This window comes from Pedobacter sp. B4-66 (genome assembly GCF_018492665.1).
Taxonomy (GTDB): domain Bacteria; phylum Bacteroidota; class Bacteroidia; order Sphingobacteriales; family Sphingobacteriaceae; genus Pedobacter.
The window spans coordinates 324,080-346,590 of the sequence record NZ_JAFVME010000005.1 but is presented as its reverse complement, the minus strand read 5'-3'; the positions used below and the strand labels follow the sequence as shown (position 1 = coordinate 346,590).

The window sequence follows — 22,511 nt, the reverse complement described above, 5'->3', positions numbered from 1 at the left end:
GCACATAGACGCAATCTATAACTCAGAATAAAAAATTAGTTTTTATCTATTTTCTGTTTTTACCTCAATACCCTTCCAGATTTATCGATATTAACCCCAAATGGTTTTAAATAATCATTTACCAGAACGGCAAATTCTCTTCGTGTAATGTTGCGCTTTGGATCGTACTCAGTTTTAAACTTATATACCTTACTCCAATTCTTTTTAATCTCGTCCTCGGTGTTTTTAGGGGATTTCCCCCCTACATAACAAACTAGGCTCAGGGTAGACCCAAGGGTCATTTGAGGCTCTTTATTATCATCAAACCAGATCTGCGCTTTATAATAATACTCCTTAATTGGCTCCTTTATTTCTGCCGTTGAAACCAATTGTTCGGGTTTGAAATTAGCACTTCCATTTACAATATCGGCTTTCAGAAAGCCAGAAAGCCCTAGGAACTGAATGGATTTCCAGTTGGAATCTATTAGCTTAATGTCTGCAAATGGCATAGGTGATAACTGGTACCTAATTAATTCCCCCTGGATCTCTTTTAAAGGCGCCTGAGAAATCTTTGTTTTGAAAAAGGCAGCATAAGCAGCCAAAGCACCCGCTGCTTGTCCCGCGATAACACTTTCCATCTGCGGGCTTAGCACCACAAGATTCTCTTGGTTCGGAATAAGCAAATCGCTCACAAAGAGCAGGTTAGAAGAAACGTTTTGGACTTGTTGCCCCGCAGCAATACTTGTTCTATACAGGTTGTTATCGTAAGTAAGCGCACGCCAGGGTTTGTTTACGTTTTGCACCATTATGGCCTCACTAACCTTTCCTGACCTATCTGCATTTATTAAAGCAGTAGCTTTCACCGTCCTGCCATCACTTAGCTGAACACTCCAACCACTGCCTGATCTCTTCAGCTTTAACCAGCTTGCATTCTTTATTATAGTTAAATTTTTAAGGGTGTCTGTCCACGACTTTATTGCTGAACTGACTTTCGCTTTATCACCAAAAGCCTTTTCCTGAACTTCTTTACTTTGATCTGAAACCTTTAACCTCTTGATCAGGTCGGCCTCTATTCCGGAAGATAAATTTCCACTAGGTAGTGTTGCGTCAAAGTCTTGTCCGGGTAGCAACAGAACCGTTTTTGCACCGGAAACACTGGATTGAATACTTGCCCCTACCGCATTACTTCCATCACCAATAATCAAAACGCCGGTCTTGATGGTTTGGGCATTCCCCAATTGAAGAAATAATATTGTAACGAGTGCAGTAAAGAATCCCCTTTTCATTTTGTATATTTATTTTACATGTGCAATATCCCTTAAATGAATCTATTTTCAATACAATAGCACTTAAGGATAATTAATTTAACCTATTTTAACAATTTTAGGCCGGTTTGGCAAGCTAACATGACTCAAACTATCACCTCTGTTTTTAATGCCCAGCAAGCGCATAAATATACGCTTAGGACAAGCAATGCCGCGCAAAGAATTAATAAATTAAAAGCATTAAAGCGTGGTATAGAAAAGTATGAAACTGAAGTTTATGCCGCGCTACAACAGGATCTGCGCAAAAGTCAGTTTGAAGCTGCCGTTACCGAACTGATATTTACTTACGCTGAAATTGATTTTGCAATTAGGCATTTGGGAAAATGGATGAGGCCAAGGCATGTTGGCAAAACAATAACTAACCTTTTCGCGAAAAACAGACTTTACTATGAGCCAAAGGGCGTTTGCCTGATCATTTCGCCATGGAATTACCCTTTTCAATTGCTAATGGCTCCTTTAATATCGGCAATTGCCGCCGGAAATTGCGCCATATTAAAGCCATCAGAGCTTAGTCCTGCAACTAGTGCAATTATTGCTCGGATCATTACCGAATGCTTTGAAGAACAGGAAATTTGCTGCTTTGAAGGGAATGCATCGGTTTCTACAGCGCTGCTGGAACTACCATTTGATCATATTTTCTTTACCGGCAGTACTGCTATCGGAAAAGTAGTAATGGAAGCCGCAGCGAGGAACCTGACCTCGGTAACATTGGAATTGGGAGGCAAGTCGCCCACCATAATTGACACTACTGCCAACTTAAGGAATGCAGCAGAAAAGATTGTATGGGGGAAATTGATGAATGCCGGACAAACCTGTATCGCTCCTGATTATGTTTTTATTCCTGAAACGCTGCAAACAGAGTTTATTGAGCATTACAAAGACCATGTAAACAAGATGTTTTGCAATGGAAACAATACCATCGACCATTCGGTTTACGCCAAAATCATAAACGACAGGCACTTTAAAAGACTTACCGGACTGATTGCAGATGCAACAAATAAAGGTGCTAATGTAGCCTTAGGTGGTGAAACCGACGAGGGGAATCAAACGATCAACCCTACCCTTCTTACGGGGCTAAAGGATGATTCCAGCATCATGAATGAAGAAATTTTTGGCCCGGTATTGCCGATTATCACTTATAAAAACTTAGATGAGGTAATTGATCGCATCAATAAAAAAAGTAAGCCATTAGCTTTATATATTTTTAGCGACAGCAAAGAAAACATCAGAAAAATTATAGCAAATACCAGTGCGGGAGGCACTTGTGTTAATGACGTGCTAATTCACATCTCAAACCCTAAACTTCCTTTTGGGGGTGTAAATGGAAGCGGCATGGGCAGTTGCCATGGAGAGTTTGGCTTTAAGTCATTTAGTCATGAAAGAGCCGTTGTTTTTCAATCTAAACTGGATATGACCGGAATGATTTACCCTCCATATCATGGCAAGGATTGGGTATTAAAGTGGCTGAAAAAGCTAATGTAGCTAGCCTACTTTAACGGAAGTCATTGTTAATGAGCCACCAACAGCTTTATCATTAAATAAGGAAATTTCCTCGTTGTCATTTTTTAGACCTAAGGTGTACATTAAAGGCAGGTAATGCTCTGGAGTAGGGATTGCAAGCATTGCCTCTTTGCCCAAGGACTGATAGTTCATTAATGGCTGATGTTCGTTGTTTAATATCAGGCTTTTAAACTTGTCGTTCATTTGTAAAGCCCAATCGTAGCCTCCACCATTGATCATTGCCCAACTCATCATTCTAAGATTGTGCACCATATTTCCGCTTCCAAGAATTAAAACACCTTTTTTTCTTAAAAGCTGTAATTCTTTGGCTAGTTCATAGTGATAGCGGGCATCTTTGGTATAATCGATACTCAATTGCAACACCGGGATATTTGCCTCCGGATACATTCGCCTTACAACAGTCCATGCGCCATGGTCGAGTCCCCAATCGTGATCTAAACCCACATGAGTGCTTTGTATAAGACTTGCGGTTTCGGTAGCGAGTTCCGGATTTCCAGCTGCTGGGTAATCTACATCAAAAAGCTCTTGGGGAAACCCTCCAAAATCATGAATGGTTTTAGGGAAATCCATTGCGGTAATGTGTGTGCCTTTGGTAAACCAATGGGCAGAAACTACCAACACAGCGGTTGGCAGTGGTATATTTTGAGCCATAGAGGCCCATTTAGCACTAAACTCATTGTCCTCAATCCCATTCATTGGAGATCCGTGACCTACAAATAGAACAGGCATAACGTTTTCCTGAATTGGCAACCCGCTTGTAAATGTTTTGAATTGAGATAAGTTTGTCATGATGATTAAGAATTAAACAGCCGGCCTGATTAATGCACTCGCACTAATCAGGCTGGCTTTAATTAACTATTTAGCCTGAGCAAATTCCAGGTTCAAGCCTATTTTAACGTCTTTACCAACGCCCATTCCTGTTGGATCATATTTGATGTTATAGTCTAAACGATTGATGGTTGTGGTTGCAGAAAATCCTGCTTTGGTATTTCCTTGCTGATCTTTAGCAGTTCCACCATATACAACACTGAACTTTACATCTTTAGTTACATCACGGATTGTTAATTTTCCGCTCAACTCATAGTTGTTACCTTTCAATTTTTTAAATGAAGTACTTTCGAAAGTCATGTATGGAAAAGTTTCAGCATTAAAAAAATCATCTGATTTTAAGTGCTTATCGCGAGGCTCAACACTAGTAGAAATGCTATTTACATCAACAGAAAAGCTGATTTTAGCATCAGTTAAATCCGCTTTAGCAGCTGTAACAGCACCATCAAATTTTTTGAATGATCCATCCACAAAAGAGATTCCCATGTGTTTAACTGAGAAATTCACAAATGAGTGCATTGGATCTACTGTCCACTTTGTTTGTGCGAAAGACGCAACACTGATTGAAATAGCAACCAGGAATAAAAATACCTTTTTCATAATTTTTTTAAGTTATTAATTTTACAAAACTACATCCCTTTGGCTGAACCACTCTTGATGTATGATAAGAAAGGTAATGAATAAAATTGAAATGAAGCTCATTTCAATAAAGCCATTTTTAACTTACCTTAGCTCCAAAAACGTATTCATATTAATGAACAGAATTCTTACCTTGCTACTGTGTTTAGGTGCTTTAAGTGCCTTTGCCGCAAAGCCAAAACATCAATACATAAAGATTAAAACAGATATGGGCGAATGCATAATTATGCTTTACAATGAAACGCCTCAACACCGTGACAACATGATATCTCTGGTTAAAAAAGGCGTTTATGAGGGCACTTTGTTTCATCGGATTATTAAAGATTTCATGATTCAGGGTGGTGATCCCGATTCAAAAACTGCGAAACAGGGAGATTTGCTAGGGGAGGGAACCGTTGGCTACACCGTTCCTGCTGAGTTTAGAGATAGTTTATTTCACAAAAAAGGTGCATTAGGGGCTGCAAGAGATAATAATCCAGAAAAAGCTTCTAGCGGTTCTCAATTTTACATTGTTCAGGGTAAGAAATTTAATGATCAGGAGTTGGATGCTTTAGAAGCAAATCGTCTTAATTTTAAAATACCGGTTTGGCAGAGAGAAATCTACAAAACTTTAGGCGGCACTCCTCACTTAGACAGAAACTATACCGTTTTTGGAGAGGTAGTTCAGGGTTTAGATATGGTAGATAAAATTGCCGCTGTCGATAAAGATTCAAACGATCGCCCTGTTACCGATGTGAAGATGACGGTTTCCATTTTAAAGAAACGCGCAGCAAAAAAGCTAGAAAAAGAATTGACCAAATCGATTAAAAACGACTCATTTACAATTAATTAATTCAGTACCAATATATATTTTATGAAGATTATCTCTTACAATGTTAACGGCATTCGCTCTGCATCAACTAAAAACTTTTTTGGTTGGTTGCAGTCAACTGATGCAGATATGGTTTGCTTGCAGGAAGTTAAGGCATTGCCTTCGCAGATTCCGGAAATCCTGGTTCTAATTGAGCAATTGGGGTATCACCATTACTGGTTTCCAGCAGAGAAAAAAGGCTATAGCGGAGTTGCCATCTTAACTAAAATAAAGCCAAACCATGTTGAGTATGGTTGCGGAGAAGAATGGATAGACAAAGAAGGCCGCATTTTGAGGGCTGATTTTGACGACTTCTCTTTAATGAGCCTCTACATGCCGTCAGGGTCAAGTGGAGACGACAGACAGGTTAAAAAGTATGAATTCATGCGTTTCTTTGACACATATATCGGTGAACTACGAAAAGAGTATCCTAATTTGATAATTTCTGGCGATTATAACATTTGCCATACTGCCATTGATATCCATAACCCAAAATCAAACGCAAACTCTTCAGGTTTCTTACCGGAAGAACGCGAATGGATGGAGTTGTTTTTAAATAATGGGTTCATTGATACTTTTAGGCACTTCAATAAGGATCCACATCATTATACCTGGTGGAGTTTTAGAGCAAATTCAAGAGCAAAGAACCTTGGGTGGCGTATCGATTACCACTTAGCGACTCAGCCTCTTTTGAATAAGCTGAAAAACGTCAGTATACTTCCTGACGCTGTTCATTCAGACCATTGTCCTGTTTTATTGGAACTAAATCCATAATCTATGTCAGCCCTCTTAATAACAGATATTGGCTCGCTTGTTGGCATTCACCCTAAAAACATTTCTGTTTTAAAGGGCAGTAGAATGAATACCTTGCCTGCAATAAACAATGCCTGGATATTATGTGAGGATGGATTAATAGCTGATTTTGGGAGTATGGATAACCTTGCGGCCAACTTACCTACATCATTAACCTCCATTTCTGCTAAGGGAGGTTATGTTTTCCCCTCTTGGTGCGACTCACATACGCATATTGTGTTTGCAGCATCCAGAGAGGAAGAATTTGTAATGAAGATTCAAGGCAGAAGCTATGAAGAAATAGCCGCCGTAGGGGGAGGTATTTTAAATTCTTCAAGGAAACTTCAAAACGAAACCGAGGATCATCTGTTTGAAAGTGCTTCCATGCGCTTAAAAGACATGATTAAGCAGGGAACCGGTGCTGTTGAAATTAAGAGCGGATATGGCTTAACCTTGGATAGTGAATTAAAAATGCTCAGGGTTATCAAACGACTTAAAGAGGCTTTTAAAATTCCAATTAAAGCGTCATTCCTTGCTGCACACACTTACCCCGAAGACTACAAAAACGACCATAACGGATACATTAAGCTCATTATAGACAAAATGCTTCCTAAAATAGCAGATGAAGGGTTAGCTGATTATATTGATGTTTTTTGCGAAAAGGGCTTTTTCTCAGTTGATGAGACTGAGAAATTGTTAGAAGCGGGAGCAAAATATAGCCTGCCTCCTAAAATACATGCGAATCAACTATCCATTTCGGGTGCCGTTCAGGTGGGCGTAAAACACAATGCGATCTCAGTAGATCATTTGGAGGTGACAGATGAAGATGTGATTAGCAGCTTAAGCAGTAGCAATACCATCGCGACACTACTCCCATCCTGCTCTTTGTACCTTGGTATTCCCTTTGCAAATGCCCGTGGACTAATCAATGCTGATATCCCTGTTGCTTTAGCCTCAGATTTTAATCCCGGCTCTACTCCATCAGGGAACATGAATTTGGTAGTTTCTTTAGGCTGTATTAAATTAAAGATGCTACCAGAAGAGGCAATTAATGCAGCTACTTTAAATGGTGCTGCAGCAATGCAGCTATCCGACACTATAGGAAGCATTACCGTTGGAAAAAGGGCAAATCTGTTCATCACCAGACCAATGAGTTCTTTAGCTTACCTGCCCTATAGTTTTGGGCAGACTCAAATAGAAAAAGTAGTTTTAAACGGAGAAATAGACTAATGGATGGCCTTAGAATTTACAGCAATGATGATGTTCTTAAATTGGTTAATGTTAGAACTGGAGAAACAAAGTTAGGAGAACGCGCTGGGACTGTTTCTTCTTTAGAAGATCTTAATAATTCAGAGGCTCGTTTTGTTCTGCTTGGAATTCCTGAAGATATCGGAGTAAGAGCTAATTATGGTCTGCCGGGGGCATCAACGGCCTGGAATCCTACTCTAAAGGCATTCCTAAATACACAAAGTAACCGTTTCTTAGATGGATCCGAATTAATCATTCTTGGTCATTTTGAGTTTACTGACCCAAAAAATGATAGTATTGAAGGGCGGCAGCAAAAAGTATCTGAAATAGATGAGGCGGTTTCTGCATGCATCGTTAAAATTGTATCAGCAGGTAAAATCCCTATTATAATTGGAGGAGGGCACAATAATGCTTACCCCATAATAAAGGCACTCTCAATAGCTAAAAAGCAAGCAGTTGACATCATCAATATAGACGCCCATGCTGACTTAAGAGAGCCAAACGGCAGACATAGCGGCAACAGCTTCAGTTACGCCTTAAAAGATGGTTATATGACCAAATACGGTGTCTTTGGACTACACCAGAGCTACAACAATGCGGCTATCCTAAAAGAAATAGAAACAAATGAAAAAATACGGGCTGTCTTCTTTGATGACATTCTTCTTAAGGACTCGCTTTTAAGTGCTTGGGATCAACTAATAAATGATTTTGAGACTCCAGGCTTAGAAATCGATCTAGATAGCATAGAAAACGTCCTTTCCAGCGCAGCTACACCATCAGGATTTAGCCTAAACGAGATTAGAAGACTCATTTTAGGATCATCAAAACGATTTGCTTATTTGCACATCTGCGAAGGAGCCGCTGAGATGGCCGATGGAAGAACAAGCTCGCTTACAGGTAAAAGCATTGCTTACCTAATCACTGATTTTCTGAAATCATATACTTTATGAGCCGTAATGCATAGATCCAATTGGATATCATGCTCATTAACATCCTCGATATTATCTGCAGGTTCAAAAAAGGAAATCCCCATTTTTAAAGTTGTTAATCCTTCTAAAAACCGGTCATAAAAGCCTTTCCCGTAGCCAACTCTGTAGCCTCGTTCATCAAATGCAAGCAACGGAACAAGAACCATTTCAACATCCCCATTATGTAGCTCTGCTTTTTGAGGTTCAAGAATGTTATATAAGTTTTTTTGAAGATCTTCCCTACCAGAGTAAACATAATTGCTCATTAAAGCCGTTTCAAAGTCTGCCTTTGGGACAATAATCTTAATATCAGGATGGTTGTTTCTGAGCCAATCAATGAAAAGAAATGTATCAGGTTCATTTTTCTCTGCAATAGGCAAAAAAACATGTATCGTCTTTACTCCTGAAAAATCCAGCTTAGAGAAATGAGATAACAATTGGAGGGAAAGTTCTGATACGACTGAGGAAGAGAGTGATTTTCTCTGGTTCAGTGCGATTTTTCTAAGTTCTGCCTTTTTCATCTCCTTTAATTTGCCTTTATTTCACCGAGACGCATCTTTTAAATAGCGGAAAATGCCTTCTCATTAAAAACAAAGATAAAAAAAGATGGCTTCGGGAACCACTCCGAAGCCACAATCAACCTAAACCTAAAACTAAACTATGAAAATTCTTATTTTACTCTTTCAACATAGTCACCAGTACGTGTATCAACCTTAACTTTATCGCCCTGATTGATAAACATTGGGACTTTTATTTCAACTCCGGTCTCTACAGTTGCATATTTTAATGCGTTTGTAGATGTATCACCTTTAACTGCAGGCTCAGAGTATGTTATTTCTAATTCAACATGCGAAGGTGCTTGCGCCATAATTGGCTCTTCACTTTCAAATGCGACAATTACATTCGTTCCTTCTTTTAAGAAGCGAAGGCTTTTACCAAATAACGCCTTTGGTATGTTAAATTGCTCGTAAGTAGTATTATCCATTACTACTAGTGCCTCACCATCTTCATACAAATACTGGTAATCGCTGGTTTCAACACGGCAAATCTCAACATCCTCATCAACTCGGAACCTATATTCTACAAGTTTCCCTGTTTTTACGTTCCTCATTTTGGCTTGATAAAAAGCTCGTAAGTTACCTGGTGTACGGTGTAGAAACTCTTCCACTTGCACTAATTCTCCGTTAAAACGAAGGATATTACCATTTTTTACTTCTGATGCCTTTGCCATTTTATTCTGAAATTTTGCCTATACTATCGGCTCTTTTTCGTGCCGCAAAGGTATAAACTATTTATTAATTCTACAATAGTAATTTAAAAATTTATTTTTATCGTTCTTTAACGCTCAAATCGACCGCTTTTAGCCTCTACACAAATATAATTTTTGTTATTTATAATCTGTGATTTGAACAAAATGGTTACAAAAAGAATATTCTGCTTCCTGATTAGAGCCCACAATTACAAGCCTGTTGTCTGTAAAGCGCTCTATTAACTCATGATACCATGAAACCCCTTGCTTATCCAGATTTGAGGTGGGTTCATCCAATAAAAGTATTGGTGTTTCCGTGCAACAGGCAAGAACAAGCTTAGTCCTCTGTTTCATTCCTGATGAGAAGTGCTTTAAAGCCTTGTCTTGCGACTTCTTTAGTCCAAGCAGCTCCAACACCATTTCTTCATCAAAATCCTTGTGAAGCTGCTTAAACTTGAAATGGAAATCTATAGTTTCCTGTAGTGTGAATTCTTCAATCAGATCTAAGTAAGGAGCGGCAAAACTAACATGTTGATATATTTTCTCTACCGCTATACTCTTTTCTTGATCATAAGTAATAATACCTTCAGATGGGGATAAATTACCTAATATAACACTCAATAACGTGGATTTTCCAGAACCATTTGGGCCTAAAATTGCGTATTTACCGCCAGAATTGAATTGATAGTTTATTCCTTTAAAAATCCACTCCTGGTTAAATCTTCGCCCAATGTCCTGTAAAGTAATGGTCATTGATGATCAATTAGCTCCCAGAGCCAAAGCCCTTCATCACACCTCTATTAGAGTTTCTGATAAAATCTACAATTTCGTCACGGATTTCTGTAGGCTTAAATTCTGCTTCAATCATATCTAACGCTTTTGTAACGTTATTATGTTTCACAAATAATACCCTGTAAATCTCCTGTATTTCATTAATTTTTTCAGAAGAGAAACCTCTTCTTCTTAAACCAACAGAGTTAATACCTGCGTACGAAAGTGGCTCTCTTGCTGCTTTAACGTAAGGAGGAACATCTTTTCTTACCAATGAACCACCGGTAACAAAGGCATGAGCGCCAACTTTTACAAATTGATGAATAGCTACCAATCCTGCTAACACAACATAATTACCAATTGTGATGTGACCTGCAAGGGTTGTACTGTTCGAAAAAATGCAATAATCCCCTACTTCGCAGTCATGGGCTATATGTGAATATGCTTGTATAAGACAGTTACTGCCGATTACAGTCTTCCATTTATCTTTTGTTCCTCTGTTAATGGTAACACACTCTCTGATGGTAGTATTATCTCCAATTTCAGCTGTAGTTACCTCTCCTGCAAACTTTAAGTCCTGAGGAACTCCGGAGATTACAGAGCCAGGAAAAACCCGGCAATTCTTTCCAATACGAGCGCCATCCATGATGACAACGTTAGATCCGATCCAGGTTCCTTCACCGATCTCAACATCCTTATGTATTACTGCAAAAGGTTCAATTACCACATTATCGGCAATTTTTGCCTGTGGGTGTATATACGCTAGGGGTTGTATCATGCTACGGGTTCGCTATCTTTTACTTTTACAATTTGTGCCATCATCTCTGCTTCCACAACTACTTTGCCTCCAACCATTCCGACGCCTTTCATCTGGGCAATTCCCCTTCTGATCGGTTCCATCAAATCGCATCTGAAAACAATAGTATCGCCTGGCGATACCTGAGCCCTAAAGCGGACGTTATCTATTTTTAAAAACAAAGTAAGGTAATTTCTTGGATCTGGAACTGTACTCAATACCAAAATACCTCCGGTTTGAGCCATTGCCTCAATCTGAATTACACCTGGAAAAACTGGTGCTCCAGGAAAATGTCCTTTAAAAAACTCTTCGTTCATTGTTACATTCTTAACACCAACTACGTGTGTTTTAGAAAGTTCCAATATTTTATCGATAAACAAAAAGGGTTGTCTATGTGGTAAAATATCCATAATCTGAACCACATCATAAAGTGGTTTTACCGATGGATCATAAACGTGCTGTACCTTTTTATTTTTTTCTTTTTTGATTGCTGCTTTGATCTTTTTAGCAAATGCAACATTTGCTGCGTGACCAGGACGAGCTGCCATAATATGACCTTTCAAGTGTACCCCGACAAGCGCTAAATCACCAATCATATCTAATAATTTATGTCTGGCAGGCTCGTTTTGATACCTTAACTCCATATTGTTTAATATCCCTTGTGGAGCAACTTCAATTGCTTTTCTATTAAATATTGTAGCTAAATGATCAAGTTCTTCTTTCGTAACTTCCTTATCTACAATAACAATAGCATTATTTAAATCACCACCTTTAATCAGGTTATTTTGCAATTGATATTCAAGTTCATGTAAGAAACAAAAAGTTCTGCATGAAGCAATTTCTTTTTTAAATTCAGCAATGCTTGAAATGCCAGCATGCTGACTCCCCAAAACTGGTGAATTATAATCGATCATACAGGTAAACCTATAATCATCAAGAGGCATAGCAACAATCTCTACTTTTCTATCAGGTTCAGCATATGTTATGTTGTGTGGTATTTGGAAATACTCACGATCTACATCCTGTTGCTGTATTCCTGCGGCTTCAAGTGCATCCAAAAACAGGATTGCACTCCCGTCCATAATTGGCGTTTCAGGACCGTCCACCTTCATAAGGACGTTATCCAGATCCATACCAACAAGTGAGGCCATAACGTGCTCAACGGTACTTACACTAGCTCCATTCTGAGAAATAGTTGTTCCTCTGGCTGTGTCAGTAACATTATCACAATCTGCATCAACTATTGGGCTTCCGGGTAAATCAATTCTTTGGAATTTAAATCCATGATTTTCAGGCGCCGGACAAAAAGTTAATGTAACATTTGCTCCAGTATGCAGGCCTACCCCTTTTACGGAAACTTCGTTTTTTATGGTCTTTTGTTTAACGTTCATTATTATCTTGTATTGTACTTTTTTGTTCAATTAAGGCTCTTAATTGCGAAATAGTTGTTTCTAAAGCTGCTATTCTTTTTTCGACAGAAGGCAGTTGCTTAAATATTACTGATGCACGCATCCAGTCCCTTAATGGCTGAGCAGGACTGCCATGCCATTGTTTATTTTCTTCCGTTGTGCTAAAATTAATTCCTGCCTGAGCACCTATCTGCGTCCCTTTTGCCAGGGAAAGATGCCCTGCGATACCAACCTGGCCACCAACTACCGACTTTTCGCCGAGTTTAGTACTTCCAGAAATACCTGTTTGTGCAGCTACAACACTATGTTCGCCAACATCAACGTTGTGCGCAATTTGAATTAGATTGTCAAGCTTAACCCCTTTTCTTATAAAAGTTGAGCCCATTGTTGCCCTATCAATTGTTGTATTAGCGCCAATTTCTACATCATCTTCAATAACAACATTACCAATTTGGGCAATTTTTGAATATGTTCCGTCTGGTTGTGGAGCAAACCCAAAACCATCACTTCCTACGACGGTATTCGCATGTATAAAAACACGATCACCAATAACAGTTCTATTATAAATCTTTACCCCAGGAAAAATAGTACATCCGGTTCCAATTTTGGTATCCGGGCCTACATAAACCTGAGCTAATATTTTCGAATTATCTCCTATTTCAACGTTCTCTGCGATATAAGAAAAAGCGGCAACAAAAACATTCTTGCCTAGTTTTGCGGTGGGATGAACGAAAGACGGCTGCTCAATTCCTGAAGAATCACCCAACTGACTAATTACCTCATTATATCGATCTAACAGGACAGAAAATGCACTATAGGGGTCTGCAACCTTAATCAAGGTACTTTTCACTGCCTGTGATGGCATGAAATCTTGACTAACAATGACTACAGAAGCATTGGTAGAATATAAATAATTCTCATATTTAGGATTAGACAAAAAGCACAAAGATCCAGGCTTACCATCTTCTATTTTAGAAAGCTCTTCGACTTTTGCATTTTCGTCGCCCTCAATGGTGCCATTTATAAATTCGCTTATCTGCTTGGCAGTAAATTGCATTTTACAAAGTTATATGTTAAATTGATATGAACAAATAAACCTATTTAGGTTATTATAATTCCCTCTTAGATTTAAGAAACTAAAAACGGGATTAAAAATTAATTATTTTGTTAAAGTATGCTAAATTATCCTTGGATAGCATAATATGTGCTTTTTCACTGTTTTGTCTAAAGATTCTAAGTTAGATAAATCTGATGCTTTTGCAATATCAATTATGATATTGTTTTTCAATAGTATATTAATATTGCTGTGTCCTGCATCATAAGCCCTGTTTCTCACTACGTCTGTAAAGACAAAATAAGACACTTCATCCTCAGTAAGCTTTAAAAATTCTGCAGTGTTTTCCTTAAGTACATCTACTCTGGACTGATCAGGAGCATCGTTTGTAATCTCTACTTTATAGAGATTTCTATTGGTAAGCATTTTACATAACTGTGCCAATATCCTGTCAGGATGGTCACGCCAAACTTTTATTGAAGCAAATATGTCCTGATCGTCAAGCTGAGTAAACATGGATAAATGAATGTCCGCAGAAAAGAAATCCTCTTCAGTAACATCATTCTTTAAAAAATGCTGAAGAGCTGGGGTAGCAAAAAGAGTTTCCCCTTTAACTGCCAGTTCCTTTGCGCGTTTTAAAATTTTAACCAGCACCATCTCTCCTGCAATAACAGTTTTATGCAAATAAACCTGCCAATACATCAGTCTTCTGGATATCAAGAAATTCTCAATAGAATAAATACCCTTTTCCTCAATTACCAGGTTGTCATCCAGCACATTAAACATCTTAATGATCCGGTCAAAACTAATTACCCCTTCACTTACCCCTGTAAAAAAGCTATCCCTGTTCAGATAATCCATTCTGTCCAGATCTAACTGACCAGAAACAAGTTGAGCAAGAAAATTCTTATGATATTTCCCTTTAAAAATATTAATTGCAGGGGTTAACCGGCCATCAAACTCGGCGTTTAGCTTCTCCATAATTAACATGGAAATATCCTCATGCTTTATTCCATGAACCAGCGAATATTCGAGTGCATGTGAAAAAGGACCATGTCCGATGTCATGTAGTAAGATTGCAATTGTGGCAGCCTCTTCTTCTTCCCTGTTAATCTCATGCCCCTTGCTTCTCAGAATTTCAATAGCCAATCCCATCAGATGCATTGCTCCTAAAGCATGGTGAAAACGGGTGTGTAATGCTCCCGGATATACCAAATGGGTCATTCCCAATTGCTTTATATACCTCAACCGTTGAAAATACGGATGAGATATCAGATCAAATACTATTTCTGAAGGAATGTTTATGAATCCATATACCGGATCATTTATTATTTTCTTTTTGTTCAATCCTTAAAAATAAATTATACGGTACAAAAATTGCTATTTTTATCCATAGTAAGAAAGACGCGCTCTCTTTTTGACAAATTAAATTCACATTATATAAATACGATAATGCAGGAAACCAAGATTCTATGGGCCGACGATGAGATAAACTTATTAAAACCACATATATTACTTTTAAACGAAAAAGGATATCACGTTACCACTTACACCAATGGTAATGATGCCCTTGAAGCATTTGGTAAAGAACACTTTGACCTTGTTTTTCTTGATGAAAACATGCCTGGAATGAGCGGTCTTGAAACGCTTACAGCAATAAAAAATATTAGAAACGATGTCCCTGTTGTACTAATTACCAAAAGTGAAGAAGAAAACTTAATGGAGGATGCTATTGGGTCTAAAATAGATGATTACCTTATTAAGCCGGTTAACCCTAAGCAGGTTTTATTAACCATAAAGAAAATAATAGACAACAAGCGCCTGGTAAGTGAGAGGACATCTATGGCCTATCAACAAGACTTCAGACGTTTAGGCATGACATTGAATGACAAACTGAGCTATGAAGAATGGGTAGATGTTTATAAAAAACTAGTATTCTGGGAGCTTGAGCTAGAAAAACTTGATGACCCACAGATGCATGAAATTCTAACCATGCAAAAGTCAGAAGCCAACATGCAGTTCTCAAAATTCATCGAAGATCATTATCTGGGTTGGGTTAACGGAAAAGGTAAAGCTCCGTTGTTATCAAATGAACTCTTAAAGAAAAAAGCGTTCCCTCTGCTAAGCAACAATGTACCTGTCTTTTTTATCCTTATTGATAACTTACGTTATGATCAATGGAGAATTATCAATCCCCTAATTACTGAGCACTTCCGTTTGGATGAAGAGGATACCTATTCAAGTATATTGCCTACAGCAACTCAATATGCACGTAATTCTATATTTTCAGGCTTAATGCCTTTAGAGATGGAAAAACGTTTCCCCGGGTTATGGCAAAATGATGATGATGAGGGCGGAAAAAACATGCATGAAGGCGCCTTTTTAGCTGACCAAATTAAACGCAGTCTACGTAAAGATTGTAAGTTCAGCTATAACAAGATACTAACTTATGATGACGGAAAAGCATTAAACGAGCAGGTTAACAACTTGCTTCAAAACGAATTTAACGCCATTGTATATAACTTCGTTGATATGCTATCACATGCCCGTACAGATATGCAGATGATTCGTGAGTTAGCTAACGACGACGCGGCTTACAGGTCACTAACCTTGTCATGGTTTGAACATTCACCACTAATGGATCTTTTGAAAAAAATAGCCCAGAAGAACGTTAAGGTAGTCATTACAACAGATCACGGAACCATTAGAGTAAAGCACCCAAGCAAAGTTATTGGCGATAGAAACACGAATACAAATCTTCGCTACAAGCAAGGGCGTAATCTTAACTTCAATGCAAAAGAGGTTTTTCTAATTAAAAACCCTCATGAAGCTCAATTACCAAAAATCAACATCAGTTCAAATTATATCTTTGCTAAAGAAGACCGTTATTTTGTTTACCAAAATAACTATAACCAGTTTGTAAACTATTATAATGAAACCTTCCAACACGGAGGTATTTCTTTAGAAGAGATGATCATACCAATTGCCACATACAGTTCAAAATAACAATGAATATTAATGTAAACAGCTTGTCTGATTTAGATCAAGCCGCTATTTCCCTTTTAGATTTTGCCGGAGCTGAAAAGATATTTGTTTTCGAAGGAGATATGGGGGCTGGAAAAACTACTTTTATTAAGGTTTTAGCTAAAGCCTTAGGTATAAAGGAACTGGTTTCCAGCCCAACCTTCTCTATTGTAAACGAATATGAAGGAGAAGGCAATACTTTTTACCATTTCGATTTCTATCGCATTAAAAACCTTCAGGAAGCATACGACATTGGATACGAAGAATACTTTTATTCTGGAAACATCTGCTTTATTGAATGGCCTGAAAAAGTTGAGGAGTTATTGCCAGAGCATTACATAAAAATTGAGATCAAAATGTTAAGCGAAAACGAGAGGCTACTGTCCATCAATAAAATATAAAATGGCAAACCCTAGTTTTTAGGTTATTTTTCTTAATTTCAAGCTAAAATATCACATAACAAATATGGCTACAGGATTACGCGAAGGTATGGCCTCCATTGCTCAAAAAGGGCTTTTACAACCCAAAGAAACAATGTCAGAAACCAGTCAGAAAAGCAATAGTTTGTATATTGGCATTCCAAAAGAAATCTCATTTCAGGAAAACCGAATTGCCCTAACCCCATTATCCGTGGCCCTTTTGGTCAACAATGGCCATAAGGTTGTTATAGAAACCGGCGCCGGGGTAGGGTCAAACTTTTCCGATAACGACTATAGCGAGCAGGGCGCAATCATCGCTTTTAACAAAAAAGATGTTTTTAATGCTGATATCCTGGTAAAAATAGCTCCACCAACTTTAGAGGAAGTTGCCCTAATGCATAAAGGGCAAACTTTAATATCCGCACTTCAAATGGGCGGATTAAAAGAAACCTATCTCAAGGCCCTTCTTAATAAGAAAATCAATGCCATTTGCTTCGAGAACCTAAGGGATGAAGGAAACATTCTAAGCGTAGTACGTGCAATGAGCGAAATTGTTGGTGCAACTTCAATTTTTATTGCTGCAGAATACCTCAGTAACGTAACAGGAGGAAAAGGCCTCATGCTTGGTGGCTTTACCGGTGTACCGCCAACTGAGATTGTAATTCTTGGAGCAGGAACCGTCGGCGAATATGCTGCACGTACAGCCCTTGCACTAGGCGCAGAAGTAAAAGTGTTCGACAGCTCTATTTATCGTCTTAGAAGGCTCCAAAACAACCTGGGAAGTCGGGTTTTCACTTCAGTTATGCAACCAATTGTTCTTGGAAAAGCAATTACCACTTGTGATGTTGTCATTGGAGCAATCAGAGCAAAGCATGGAAGAAGCCCTTGCATAGTAATGGAAGAAATGGTAACCAGAATGAAGCCCAATTCCGTTGTAATCGACGTAAGCATTGATCAGGGCGGGTGTTTTGAAACATCTGAAGTAACTAATCATAAAGATCCGGTATTTAGAAAACATGATGTAATCCATTATTGTGTCCCTAATATTGCTTCACGTGTACCTAGAACAGCCTCTTATGCCCTTACAAATATATTTACCCCAATTCTTGTGGACATAGGCGATATGGGTGGATTAATGAATGTAGTATGGAGTAAACCCGGCATCAGAGAAGCACTATACATCTATCAAGGTCATTTAACGAACAAAGATCTTGCAAACATGTACAACCTTCCATACAAAGACATTGAACTGCTAGTGGTCTCAAATCAATAGCCCAGAGAATGAAAAAATACCTGTGTCTATTGCTGCTCATCCCATTATTTACATCGGCACAAAAAACAACTGGCAATCCTTATGGGCTACAGGTGATCAATTCCTATGAAGATTATCGCTCATCGTATATCGATGATCCTAATAATCAGCTCATAGAAATCAAAAAGGCAATACCAAATATTGCACTCGATATCAGGTATGCTACCAGAAATAATTTCATGAATCAGGTAATGTACAGAGAGGCTCGCGCCTTTGCCAGAAAACCTGTTGTAGCGCAACTAAAGAGAGTACAATCAGCCCTTAACAAAAAGGGCTACGGGTTGAAAATATTCGATGGATACCGTCCTTACACCATTACGCAAGCCTTCTACAAAAAAGCTAAGAATAAAAATTTTGTAGCAAATCCTAAAAAAGGCTCTAAACACAATCGTGGTTGCGCTATAGACCTAACGCTAATCAATTTAAAAACCGGGAAGGAACTACAAATGCCTACGCCATACGATAGCTTTGCTCCTGAAGCCTCCCCATCCTACTCAAATCTGCCGCCTGCCGTAATAAAAAACAGAGCCTTACTGATAACCACAATGCAATCTTACGGATTCCGAGTGCTAAGTAACGAATGGTGGCATTTTGATTTCATTGGATGGAAAAAATATCCACTAATGGACATCCCTTTTGAAAAGCTATAACCTAATAATTCTCATGAATATAGCTAATAATTTTACCCATTTCATTTCTTACCGCAGTTGCAGATGAGACAAAATTATTATTCATAAAAGAGAACAAATACACTTTATTTTTCTTGGTTACAACATATCCACTCTGACAATGAATGTTTGATAGGGTTCCTGTTTTTCCAAAAACAAAAGGTTCATTCGTTTTGGGGTAAGCATTTTTCAAGGTCCCGCTCTTCCCTCCTGCCGGAAGCATTGCAAACAACCTCTTTTGGTCATTCACCTCTTTATAAATTAGCCTGAGAAGCGTTATAATGTCCCTAGGCGTAACCAAATTATACCTCGACAGCCCAGAACCATCAATCCACACTGGCTTATCCTGTAGCTCTTTTAAATAGTTCTCTTTGATGTATTCAATTGCCTTTTCAGCACTCAAACCTCCACCAATCTGATTACAATAAACCAGAAGTAACTGCTCTGCTATAAAATTATCACTCGGCACCATCATCTCTTTAAAAACTGAGTCGGCTTTTAAAGAATATACTGTCTTGGCATTTATTGGCATTTTCATACTAATTAACCCAACCTCTTTATTAAGTGTATCAGACAATAAGGCTAGTGTTGTAGACAAGCTAACTTTATACGGAACCTCTTGTGTATAACCCTCTGGCACTTTTATAGCGGGATAATTAAATCTGTTTGTATTGAAATCCCTTTTTATAAAAAAGGAGGTCTCTTTTGCTGAAGAATCCGGTGTAACACAATCGGCAAACAACCGAGGCGAAACAGTCAGCACACCCTTCTTTTCCTTAGTCTCAAGCAAGTTTCCCATTATTGGAAACTCATTAATCTCTGACTGATAATAATCATTGTAATCGTCCCATTGCCAGCCTTTTCCATAGAAATCACCAGAATATCTTCCCGGCGCAAAATAAAGTTGCTTATTTGTTGTCTTTAAAAAACCAAAAGCTCTTGTTCCCTTAAATTTTGCATATAAAAAAGAGGGGTCTCCTGTCCCCCAAAATATAAGGGAGTCTCCCCGTTCAATATACCGCAAAGCAGGAATTGAATCGGGTGTCATTTTTAATCCTCCATAAAAGGTAAATAATTTGGTATTTGATGCCGGGGTAAAGTACTTATCTGCATTATTTTCAAACACCATTCTATCAGTAGACATATCGTATAAAGCAAACCCCACATAGTGCTTCTTTAACACCTCAGACTCTTTAAAAAGGCCATTTACCTTTCTTGACATACGACGATCAACAGCGCAACTACTTAAAAAAAGGCCAGCAGAAACAGCTAATAAAAGAAATAAGCCATTAATTTTAAATTGAGATCTACACATACTGACTACTAATTTATTAAATTAGTTCAATGAATCCGCTTATGCGTGCTGTTAATTTCTTTTTCTTAAAAGTTATTCTAATTCCCATAACAATTGGAATTTGCACTCCATATGCTTCAAAAGCCCAGCAATTTAGCTTTAATGGTTCCAGAACAAAAAGTGCCGTTAACTTTACCCTCATTCGCAACCTAATTATCATCCCTTTGTACATCAATAACAAGGGACCTTATAATTTCATTTTGGATACCGGTGTTGGCCCTTTAGTGATTACAGATACAACTATTGTTAAAGAATTAAATCTTAAAGATCTTCGCCCAATCAAAATAAGCGGACTTGGAAAAGGAATGGAAATAGATGCATTTCTTTCCAACCAAATTTCTGCCCAGATTGGCAAAGCAAGCATCGATCATATACCAACGGCGATACTAAAATCCGATATTTTAGGCCTCTCAAATTACATGGGAACCAGAATTTATGGCCTTTTAGGTTATTACTTCTTCAATAGCTTTACTGTCGAAATAAATTACTCTTCCAAAAGGGTAATTTTTAATTTACCAGGAACCAAAAAGAAAATAAAGGGAGAAATCATTCCTTTGCAAATCATCAACAGCAAACCATACATAAACGTCGAGTTAGATATTAAAGAACTAGGCTCCATCAACGCAAAAGTTGTTGTTGATAATGGGGCTAGCCATGCCATTTCATTAGAAACCCTAGACGAAAAGCCTTTCCCCATACCTCCCAATGCCATCCCTGCAAATCTTGGAATCGGGCTAGGCGGGCCAATTAGCGGAAATGTAGGTCGTGTCCCTAAAATGAGGATCGGAAATTTTGAATTAAACGATGTCATTTCCTCTTACCCAATATATGATGATGTAGCTGCGAAAACGCTTATTTTAAATAGAAATGGGAACCTGGGCGCTGAAATCCTAAGTAGGTTCAACACTACATTCGACTATACAAATGAAATCATGTACCTTAAAAGAAATCAGTTCTTTACTCGCCCATTTGAACACGATATGTCGGGTATTGAAGTCTATGTCGAAGAAGAACCGGAAAAGCGTTACTTTATCAGCAGAATTGAGCCTAATTCTCCCGCCCAATCGGCCGATATCCACGAAGGTGATGAAATTATATCCATCAATTTCACTAATACCAAAACATTAAATCTTAACGATATTACAAAAACATTACGCTCTGGAGATGGCCGTGGTATTTTCCTCTCTATCAACAGGAACGGAGAACTACTCATCAAGCTTATAAAATTGAAGAAACGGATATAAATATTTATTTTTACCCTTTCCATATGGATAAGAAACATCTTCTTTTAGCAAATGAAGCCCCAATTTATATATCAGGAACAAGTACCAATATGATAAAGATACCCCATTTAACAACACTACTAAGCTTAATCCTACTCCTTACATCTTACGGCTGCAATACCCCTAAAGAAGAGAAAAAAGTCATAAAAAAACTCTCCTTTGATTCGATCATCGGCATTCGATATCAGGAAGTAAAACGCCGGTTTAGCAATGGTCTTTCCTTTAATGAAATGGGGTTTCAACAAGAACCGTCATGGATTATTCAGTTCAAATCAAACGATACCGTGATGGCCTATAGCCCTCAAAAGAAAAAGATGCAACCCTTTTTCCTTATGTTTGATCATGGTGACGTGTATAATTTCGCAAATGAATATTTTCGTATAAAAAAGATAAGTAAGGATAGTCTTGTATTTCAAAGGCTTCACCTTCAAAAAAAGGAGATTTCGAAAGACATAAGATCTGATGTCAACATCACCTACTACTCGGATAATTACCTGAAAAATGTATTAAAAACTACTGCTGAAGAGTTACAAAAACCATCAAAAGCTGACACCATTTACGTCCAATGGCTCTCTGCTCGTTCCAACCGTAATCCGCAAAATTTAGATAGTGCTTTTGCAGGCAGACAACCCGTAGAATTTACACCTGTGAGCAAGCTCATCAAGGTAAAAAAAATAACGACAATTGATCCTTTTATGGGTAGAACGTTATCCTACGATTATTTATTTCCATACTATCGTATCGACATTGACAAGGCTTACAAGGACTTCGCTTATGAATTTAATGTCTTAGTAAATGCTAATGGAAAAATGTATTTAACTACATTCGGTAATGTTCTACCCGAACACAAAGAGGCACGAAAAAAGTCGTTAGAAGCAATTATTAGTGTTTATCTTCAAAATCTACTGGCAGTTACGCCAGGCAAAACACTTGGAATACCCCATTCTAGCGAAATTAAATTGGTTGTTCAGGGAAAAAAGACCAATAAATGATGCTTTTCTCATTTTTTATACGTCAAAAAA

The 22,511-nt window shown here is 38.1% G+C and carries 22 protein-coding genes; 11 read left to right on the top strand and 11 right to left on the bottom strand.

What is annotated here, in order from left to right; all coding sequences use genetic code 11:
* Window positions 1-59: 59 nt before the first annotated feature.
* On the bottom strand, window positions 60-1,265 hold the full coding sequence (locus tag J1905_RS10925) for an FAD-dependent oxidoreductase (protein WP_214227291.1): 1,206 nt from the start codon (window positions 1,263-1,265) through the stop codon (window positions 60-62).
* Window positions 1,266-1,385: 120 nt separating this feature from the next.
* Between J1905_RS10925 and J1905_RS10920 the strand changes: the two genes are divergently transcribed.
* The gene (locus tag J1905_RS10920; RefSeq protein ID WP_214227290.1) at window positions 1,386-2,786 is read left to right on the top strand and encodes an aldehyde dehydrogenase family protein; all 1,401 of its coding nucleotides are present in this window, start codon (window positions 1,386-1,388) and stop codon (window positions 2,784-2,786) included.
* Here the strand turns inward: J1905_RS10920 and ygiD are convergent, their stop codons facing one another.
* Both ygiD and J1905_RS10910 read right to left on the bottom strand, forming a co-directional pair.
* Window positions 2,787-3,614: a 4,5-DOPA-extradiol-dioxygenase gene (gene ygiD / locus J1905_RS10915; protein ID WP_214227289.1), complete on the bottom strand. Its 828-nt coding sequence runs from the start codon at window positions 3,612-3,614 to the stop codon at window positions 2,787-2,789.
* A 66-nt stretch (window positions 3,615-3,680) separates the two neighbouring features.
* The gene (locus tag J1905_RS10910) at window positions 3,681-4,253 is read right to left on the bottom strand and encodes a YceI family protein (protein WP_214227288.1); all 573 of its coding nucleotides are present in this window, start codon (window positions 4,251-4,253) and stop codon (window positions 3,681-3,683) included.
* Between the two features lie 154 nt (window positions 4,254-4,407).
* Here J1905_RS10910 and J1905_RS10905 point away from each other — a divergent pair, with 154 nt between their 5' ends.
* Genes J1905_RS10905 through J1905_RS10890 form a run of 4 tightly spaced genes read left to right on the top strand, consistent with a single transcriptional unit; the run spans window position 4,408 to window position 8,132 of the window.
* The gene (locus J1905_RS10905) at window positions 4,408-5,124 is read left to right on the top strand and encodes a peptidylprolyl isomerase (RefSeq protein ID WP_214227287.1); all 717 of its coding nucleotides are present in this window, start codon (window positions 4,408-4,410) and stop codon (window positions 5,122-5,124) included.
* A 21-nt stretch (window positions 5,125-5,145) separates the two neighbouring features.
* Window positions 5,146-5,916 carry an exodeoxyribonuclease III gene (locus tag J1905_RS10900; RefSeq protein WP_214227286.1) on the top strand — a complete coding sequence of 257 codons (771 nt, stop codon included), beginning with the start codon at window positions 5,146-5,148 and terminating at the stop codon, window positions 5,914-5,916.
* Window positions 5,917-5,919: 3 nt separating this feature from the next.
* Complete coding sequence (gene hutI, locus J1905_RS10895; protein ID WP_214227285.1) at window positions 5,920-7,164, top strand: imidazolonepropionase; 1,245 nt, start codon at window positions 5,920-5,922, stop codon at window positions 7,162-7,164.
* The gene (locus tag J1905_RS10890; RefSeq protein WP_214227284.1) at window positions 7,164-8,132 is read left to right on the top strand and encodes a formimidoylglutamase; all 969 of its coding nucleotides are present in this window, start codon (window positions 7,164-7,166) and stop codon (window positions 8,130-8,132) included. The genes hutI and J1905_RS10890 overlap by 1 nt, the downstream gene beginning before the upstream one ends.
* Here the strand turns inward: J1905_RS10890 and J1905_RS10885 are convergent.
* The 7 genes from J1905_RS10885 to J1905_RS10855 all read right to left on the bottom strand — a co-directional run bounded on the left by J1905_RS10885 (window position 8,093) and on the right by J1905_RS10855 (window position 14,776).
* The gene (locus tag J1905_RS10885) at window positions 8,093-8,671 is read right to left on the bottom strand and encodes a 5-formyltetrahydrofolate cyclo-ligase (protein WP_214227283.1); all 579 of its coding nucleotides are present in this window, start codon (window positions 8,669-8,671) and stop codon (window positions 8,093-8,095) included. The genes J1905_RS10890 and J1905_RS10885 overlap by 40 nt on opposite strands.
* A gap of 149 nt (window positions 8,672-8,820) precedes the next feature.
* Window positions 8,821-9,381 carry an elongation factor P gene (gene efp / locus J1905_RS10880; RefSeq protein WP_214227282.1) on the bottom strand — a complete coding sequence of 187 codons (561 nt, stop codon included), beginning with the start codon at window positions 9,379-9,381 and terminating at the stop codon, window positions 8,821-8,823.
* Between the two features lie 156 nt (window positions 9,382-9,537).
* The gene (locus J1905_RS10875) at window positions 9,538-10,152 is read right to left on the bottom strand and encodes an ABC transporter ATP-binding protein (RefSeq protein ID WP_214227281.1); all 615 of its coding nucleotides are present in this window, start codon (window positions 10,150-10,152) and stop codon (window positions 9,538-9,540) included.
* A gap of 10 nt (window positions 10,153-10,162) precedes the next feature.
* On the bottom strand, window positions 10,163-10,948 hold the full coding sequence (gene lpxA, locus J1905_RS10870) for an acyl-ACP--UDP-N-acetylglucosamine O-acyltransferase (protein ID WP_048908154.1): 786 nt from the start codon (window positions 10,946-10,948) through the stop codon (window positions 10,163-10,165).
* A complete protein-coding gene (locus J1905_RS10865; RefSeq protein ID WP_214227280.1) occupies window positions 10,945-12,357 on the bottom strand; it encodes a bifunctional UDP-3-O-[3-hydroxymyristoyl] N-acetylglucosamine deacetylase/3-hydroxyacyl-ACP dehydratase in 1,413 nt (470 codons plus the stop codon). Before J1905_RS10865 ends, lpxA begins: the two co-directional genes overlap by 4 nt.
* Complete coding sequence (gene lpxD, locus J1905_RS10860; RefSeq protein ID WP_214227279.1) at window positions 12,347-13,432, bottom strand: UDP-3-O-(3-hydroxymyristoyl)glucosamine N-acyltransferase; 1,086 nt, start codon at window positions 13,430-13,432, stop codon at window positions 12,347-12,349. The genes J1905_RS10865 and lpxD overlap by 11 nt, the downstream gene beginning before the upstream one ends.
* A 120-nt stretch (window positions 13,433-13,552) precedes the next feature.
* Window positions 13,553-14,776, bottom strand: coding sequence for an HD domain-containing protein (locus tag J1905_RS10855; protein WP_214227278.1), 1,224 nt, complete (start codon window positions 14,774-14,776; stop codon window positions 13,553-13,555).
* Between the two features lie 105 nt (window positions 14,777-14,881).
* Between J1905_RS10855 and porX the strand changes: the two genes are divergently transcribed.
* The 4 genes from porX (at window position 14,882) to J1905_RS10835 (ending at window position 18,834) form a co-directional block, all read left to right on the top strand.
* The gene (gene porX, locus J1905_RS10850) at window positions 14,882-16,435 is read left to right on the top strand and encodes a T9SS response regulator signal transducer PorX (protein WP_214227277.1); all 1,554 of its coding nucleotides are present in this window, start codon (window positions 14,882-14,884) and stop codon (window positions 16,433-16,435) included.
* Between the two features lie 2 nt (window positions 16,436-16,437).
* Window positions 16,438-16,854, top strand: a complete 417-nt coding sequence (gene tsaE / locus J1905_RS10845) for a tRNA (adenosine(37)-N6)-threonylcarbamoyltransferase complex ATPase subunit type 1 TsaE (protein WP_214227276.1) — start codon at window positions 16,438-16,440, stop codon at window positions 16,852-16,854.
* Between the two features lie 64 nt (window positions 16,855-16,918).
* Entirely contained in the window at window positions 16,919-18,145 is a 1,227-nt protein-coding gene (locus J1905_RS10840) for an alanine dehydrogenase (protein ID WP_173089613.1), read from the top strand.
* Window positions 18,146-18,153: 8 nt separating this feature from the next.
* Window positions 18,154-18,834, top strand: coding sequence for a M15 family metallopeptidase (locus J1905_RS10835; RefSeq protein ID WP_214227275.1), 681 nt, complete (start codon window positions 18,154-18,156; stop codon window positions 18,832-18,834).
* Window position 18,835: 1 nt separating this feature from the next.
* On the opposite strand, the gene J1905_RS10830 is transcribed toward J1905_RS10835, so the two are convergent.
* A complete protein-coding gene (locus tag J1905_RS10830) occupies window positions 18,836-20,167 on the bottom strand; it encodes a D-alanyl-D-alanine carboxypeptidase/D-alanyl-D-alanine-endopeptidase (protein WP_214227274.1) in 1,332 nt (443 codons plus the stop codon).
* A gap of 29 nt (window positions 20,168-20,196) precedes the next feature.
* On the opposite strand from J1905_RS10830, the gene J1905_RS10825 reads away from it, so the two are divergent.
* Complete coding sequence (locus J1905_RS10825) at window positions 20,197-21,450, top strand: aspartyl protease family protein (protein ID WP_214227273.1); 1,254 nt, start codon at window positions 20,197-20,199, stop codon at window positions 21,448-21,450.
* A gap of 23 nt (window positions 21,451-21,473) precedes the next feature.
* Window positions 21,474-22,481, top strand: a complete 1,008-nt coding sequence (locus J1905_RS10820; RefSeq protein WP_250318075.1) for a hypothetical protein — start codon at window positions 21,474-21,476, stop codon at window positions 22,479-22,481.
* Window positions 22,482-22,511: the final 30 nt, after the last annotated feature.

Excerpts from the sequence above, each read along its gene's own strand:
- J1905_RS10925 (WP_214227291.1), bottom strand. The coding sequence starts at position 1,265 with ATGAAAAGGGGATTCTTTACTGCACTCGTTACAATATTATTTCTTCAA.
- J1905_RS10920 (WP_214227290.1), top strand. The coding sequence starts at position 1,386 with ATGACTCAAACTATCACCTCTGTTTTTAATGCCCAGCAAGCGCATAAA.
- ygiD (WP_214227289.1), bottom strand. The coding sequence starts at position 3,614 with ATGACAAACTTATCTCAATTCAAAACATTTACAAGCGGGTTGCCAATT.
- J1905_RS10910 (WP_214227288.1), bottom strand. The coding sequence starts at position 4,253 with ATGAAAAAGGTATTTTTATTCCTGGTTGCTATTTCAATCAGTGTTGCG.
- J1905_RS10905 (WP_214227287.1), top strand. The coding sequence starts at position 4,408 with ATGAACAGAATTCTTACCTTGCTACTGTGTTTAGGTGCTTTAAGTGCC.
- J1905_RS10900 (WP_214227286.1), top strand. The coding sequence starts at position 5,146 with ATGAAGATTATCTCTTACAATGTTAACGGCATTCGCTCTGCATCAACT.
- hutI (WP_214227285.1), top strand. The coding sequence starts at position 5,920 with ATGTCAGCCCTCTTAATAACAGATATTGGCTCGCTTGTTGGCATTCAC.
- J1905_RS10890 (WP_214227284.1), top strand. The coding sequence starts at position 7,164 with ATGGATGGCCTTAGAATTTACAGCAATGATGATGTTCTTAAATTGGTT.
- J1905_RS10885 (WP_214227283.1), bottom strand. The coding sequence starts at position 8,671 with ATGAAAAAGGCAGAACTTAGAAAAATCGCACTGAACCAGAGAAAATCA.
- efp (WP_214227282.1), bottom strand. The coding sequence starts at position 9,381 with ATGGCAAAGGCATCAGAAGTAAAAAATGGTAATATCCTTCGTTTTAAC.
- J1905_RS10875 (WP_214227281.1), bottom strand. The coding sequence starts at position 10,152 with ATGACCATTACTTTACAGGACATTGGGCGAAGATTTAACCAGGAGTGG.
- lpxA (WP_048908154.1), bottom strand. The coding sequence starts at position 10,948 with ATGATACAACCCCTAGCGTATATACACCCACAGGCAAAAATTGCCGAT.
- J1905_RS10865 (WP_214227280.1), bottom strand. The coding sequence starts at position 12,357 with ATGAACGTTAAACAAAAGACCATAAAAAACGAAGTTTCCGTAAAAGGG.
- lpxD (WP_214227279.1), bottom strand. The coding sequence starts at position 13,432 with ATGCAATTTACTGCCAAGCAGATAAGCGAATTTATAAATGGCACCATT.
- porX (WP_214227277.1), top strand. The coding sequence starts at position 14,882 with ATGCAGGAAACCAAGATTCTATGGGCCGACGATGAGATAAACTTATTA.
- tsaE (WP_214227276.1), top strand. The coding sequence starts at position 16,438 with ATGAATATTAATGTAAACAGCTTGTCTGATTTAGATCAAGCCGCTATT.
- J1905_RS10840 (WP_173089613.1), top strand. The coding sequence starts at position 16,919 with ATGGCTACAGGATTACGCGAAGGTATGGCCTCCATTGCTCAAAAAGGG.
- J1905_RS10835 (WP_214227275.1), top strand. The coding sequence starts at position 18,154 with ATGAAAAAATACCTGTGTCTATTGCTGCTCATCCCATTATTTACATCG.
- J1905_RS10830 (WP_214227274.1), bottom strand. The coding sequence starts at position 20,167 with ATGTGTAGATCTCAATTTAAAATTAATGGCTTATTTCTTTTATTAGCT.
- J1905_RS10825 (WP_214227273.1), top strand. The coding sequence starts at position 20,197 with ATGAATCCGCTTATGCGTGCTGTTAATTTCTTTTTCTTAAAAGTTATT.
- J1905_RS10820 (WP_250318075.1), top strand. The coding sequence starts at position 21,474 with ATGGATAAGAAACATCTTCTTTTAGCAAATGAAGCCCCAATTTATATA.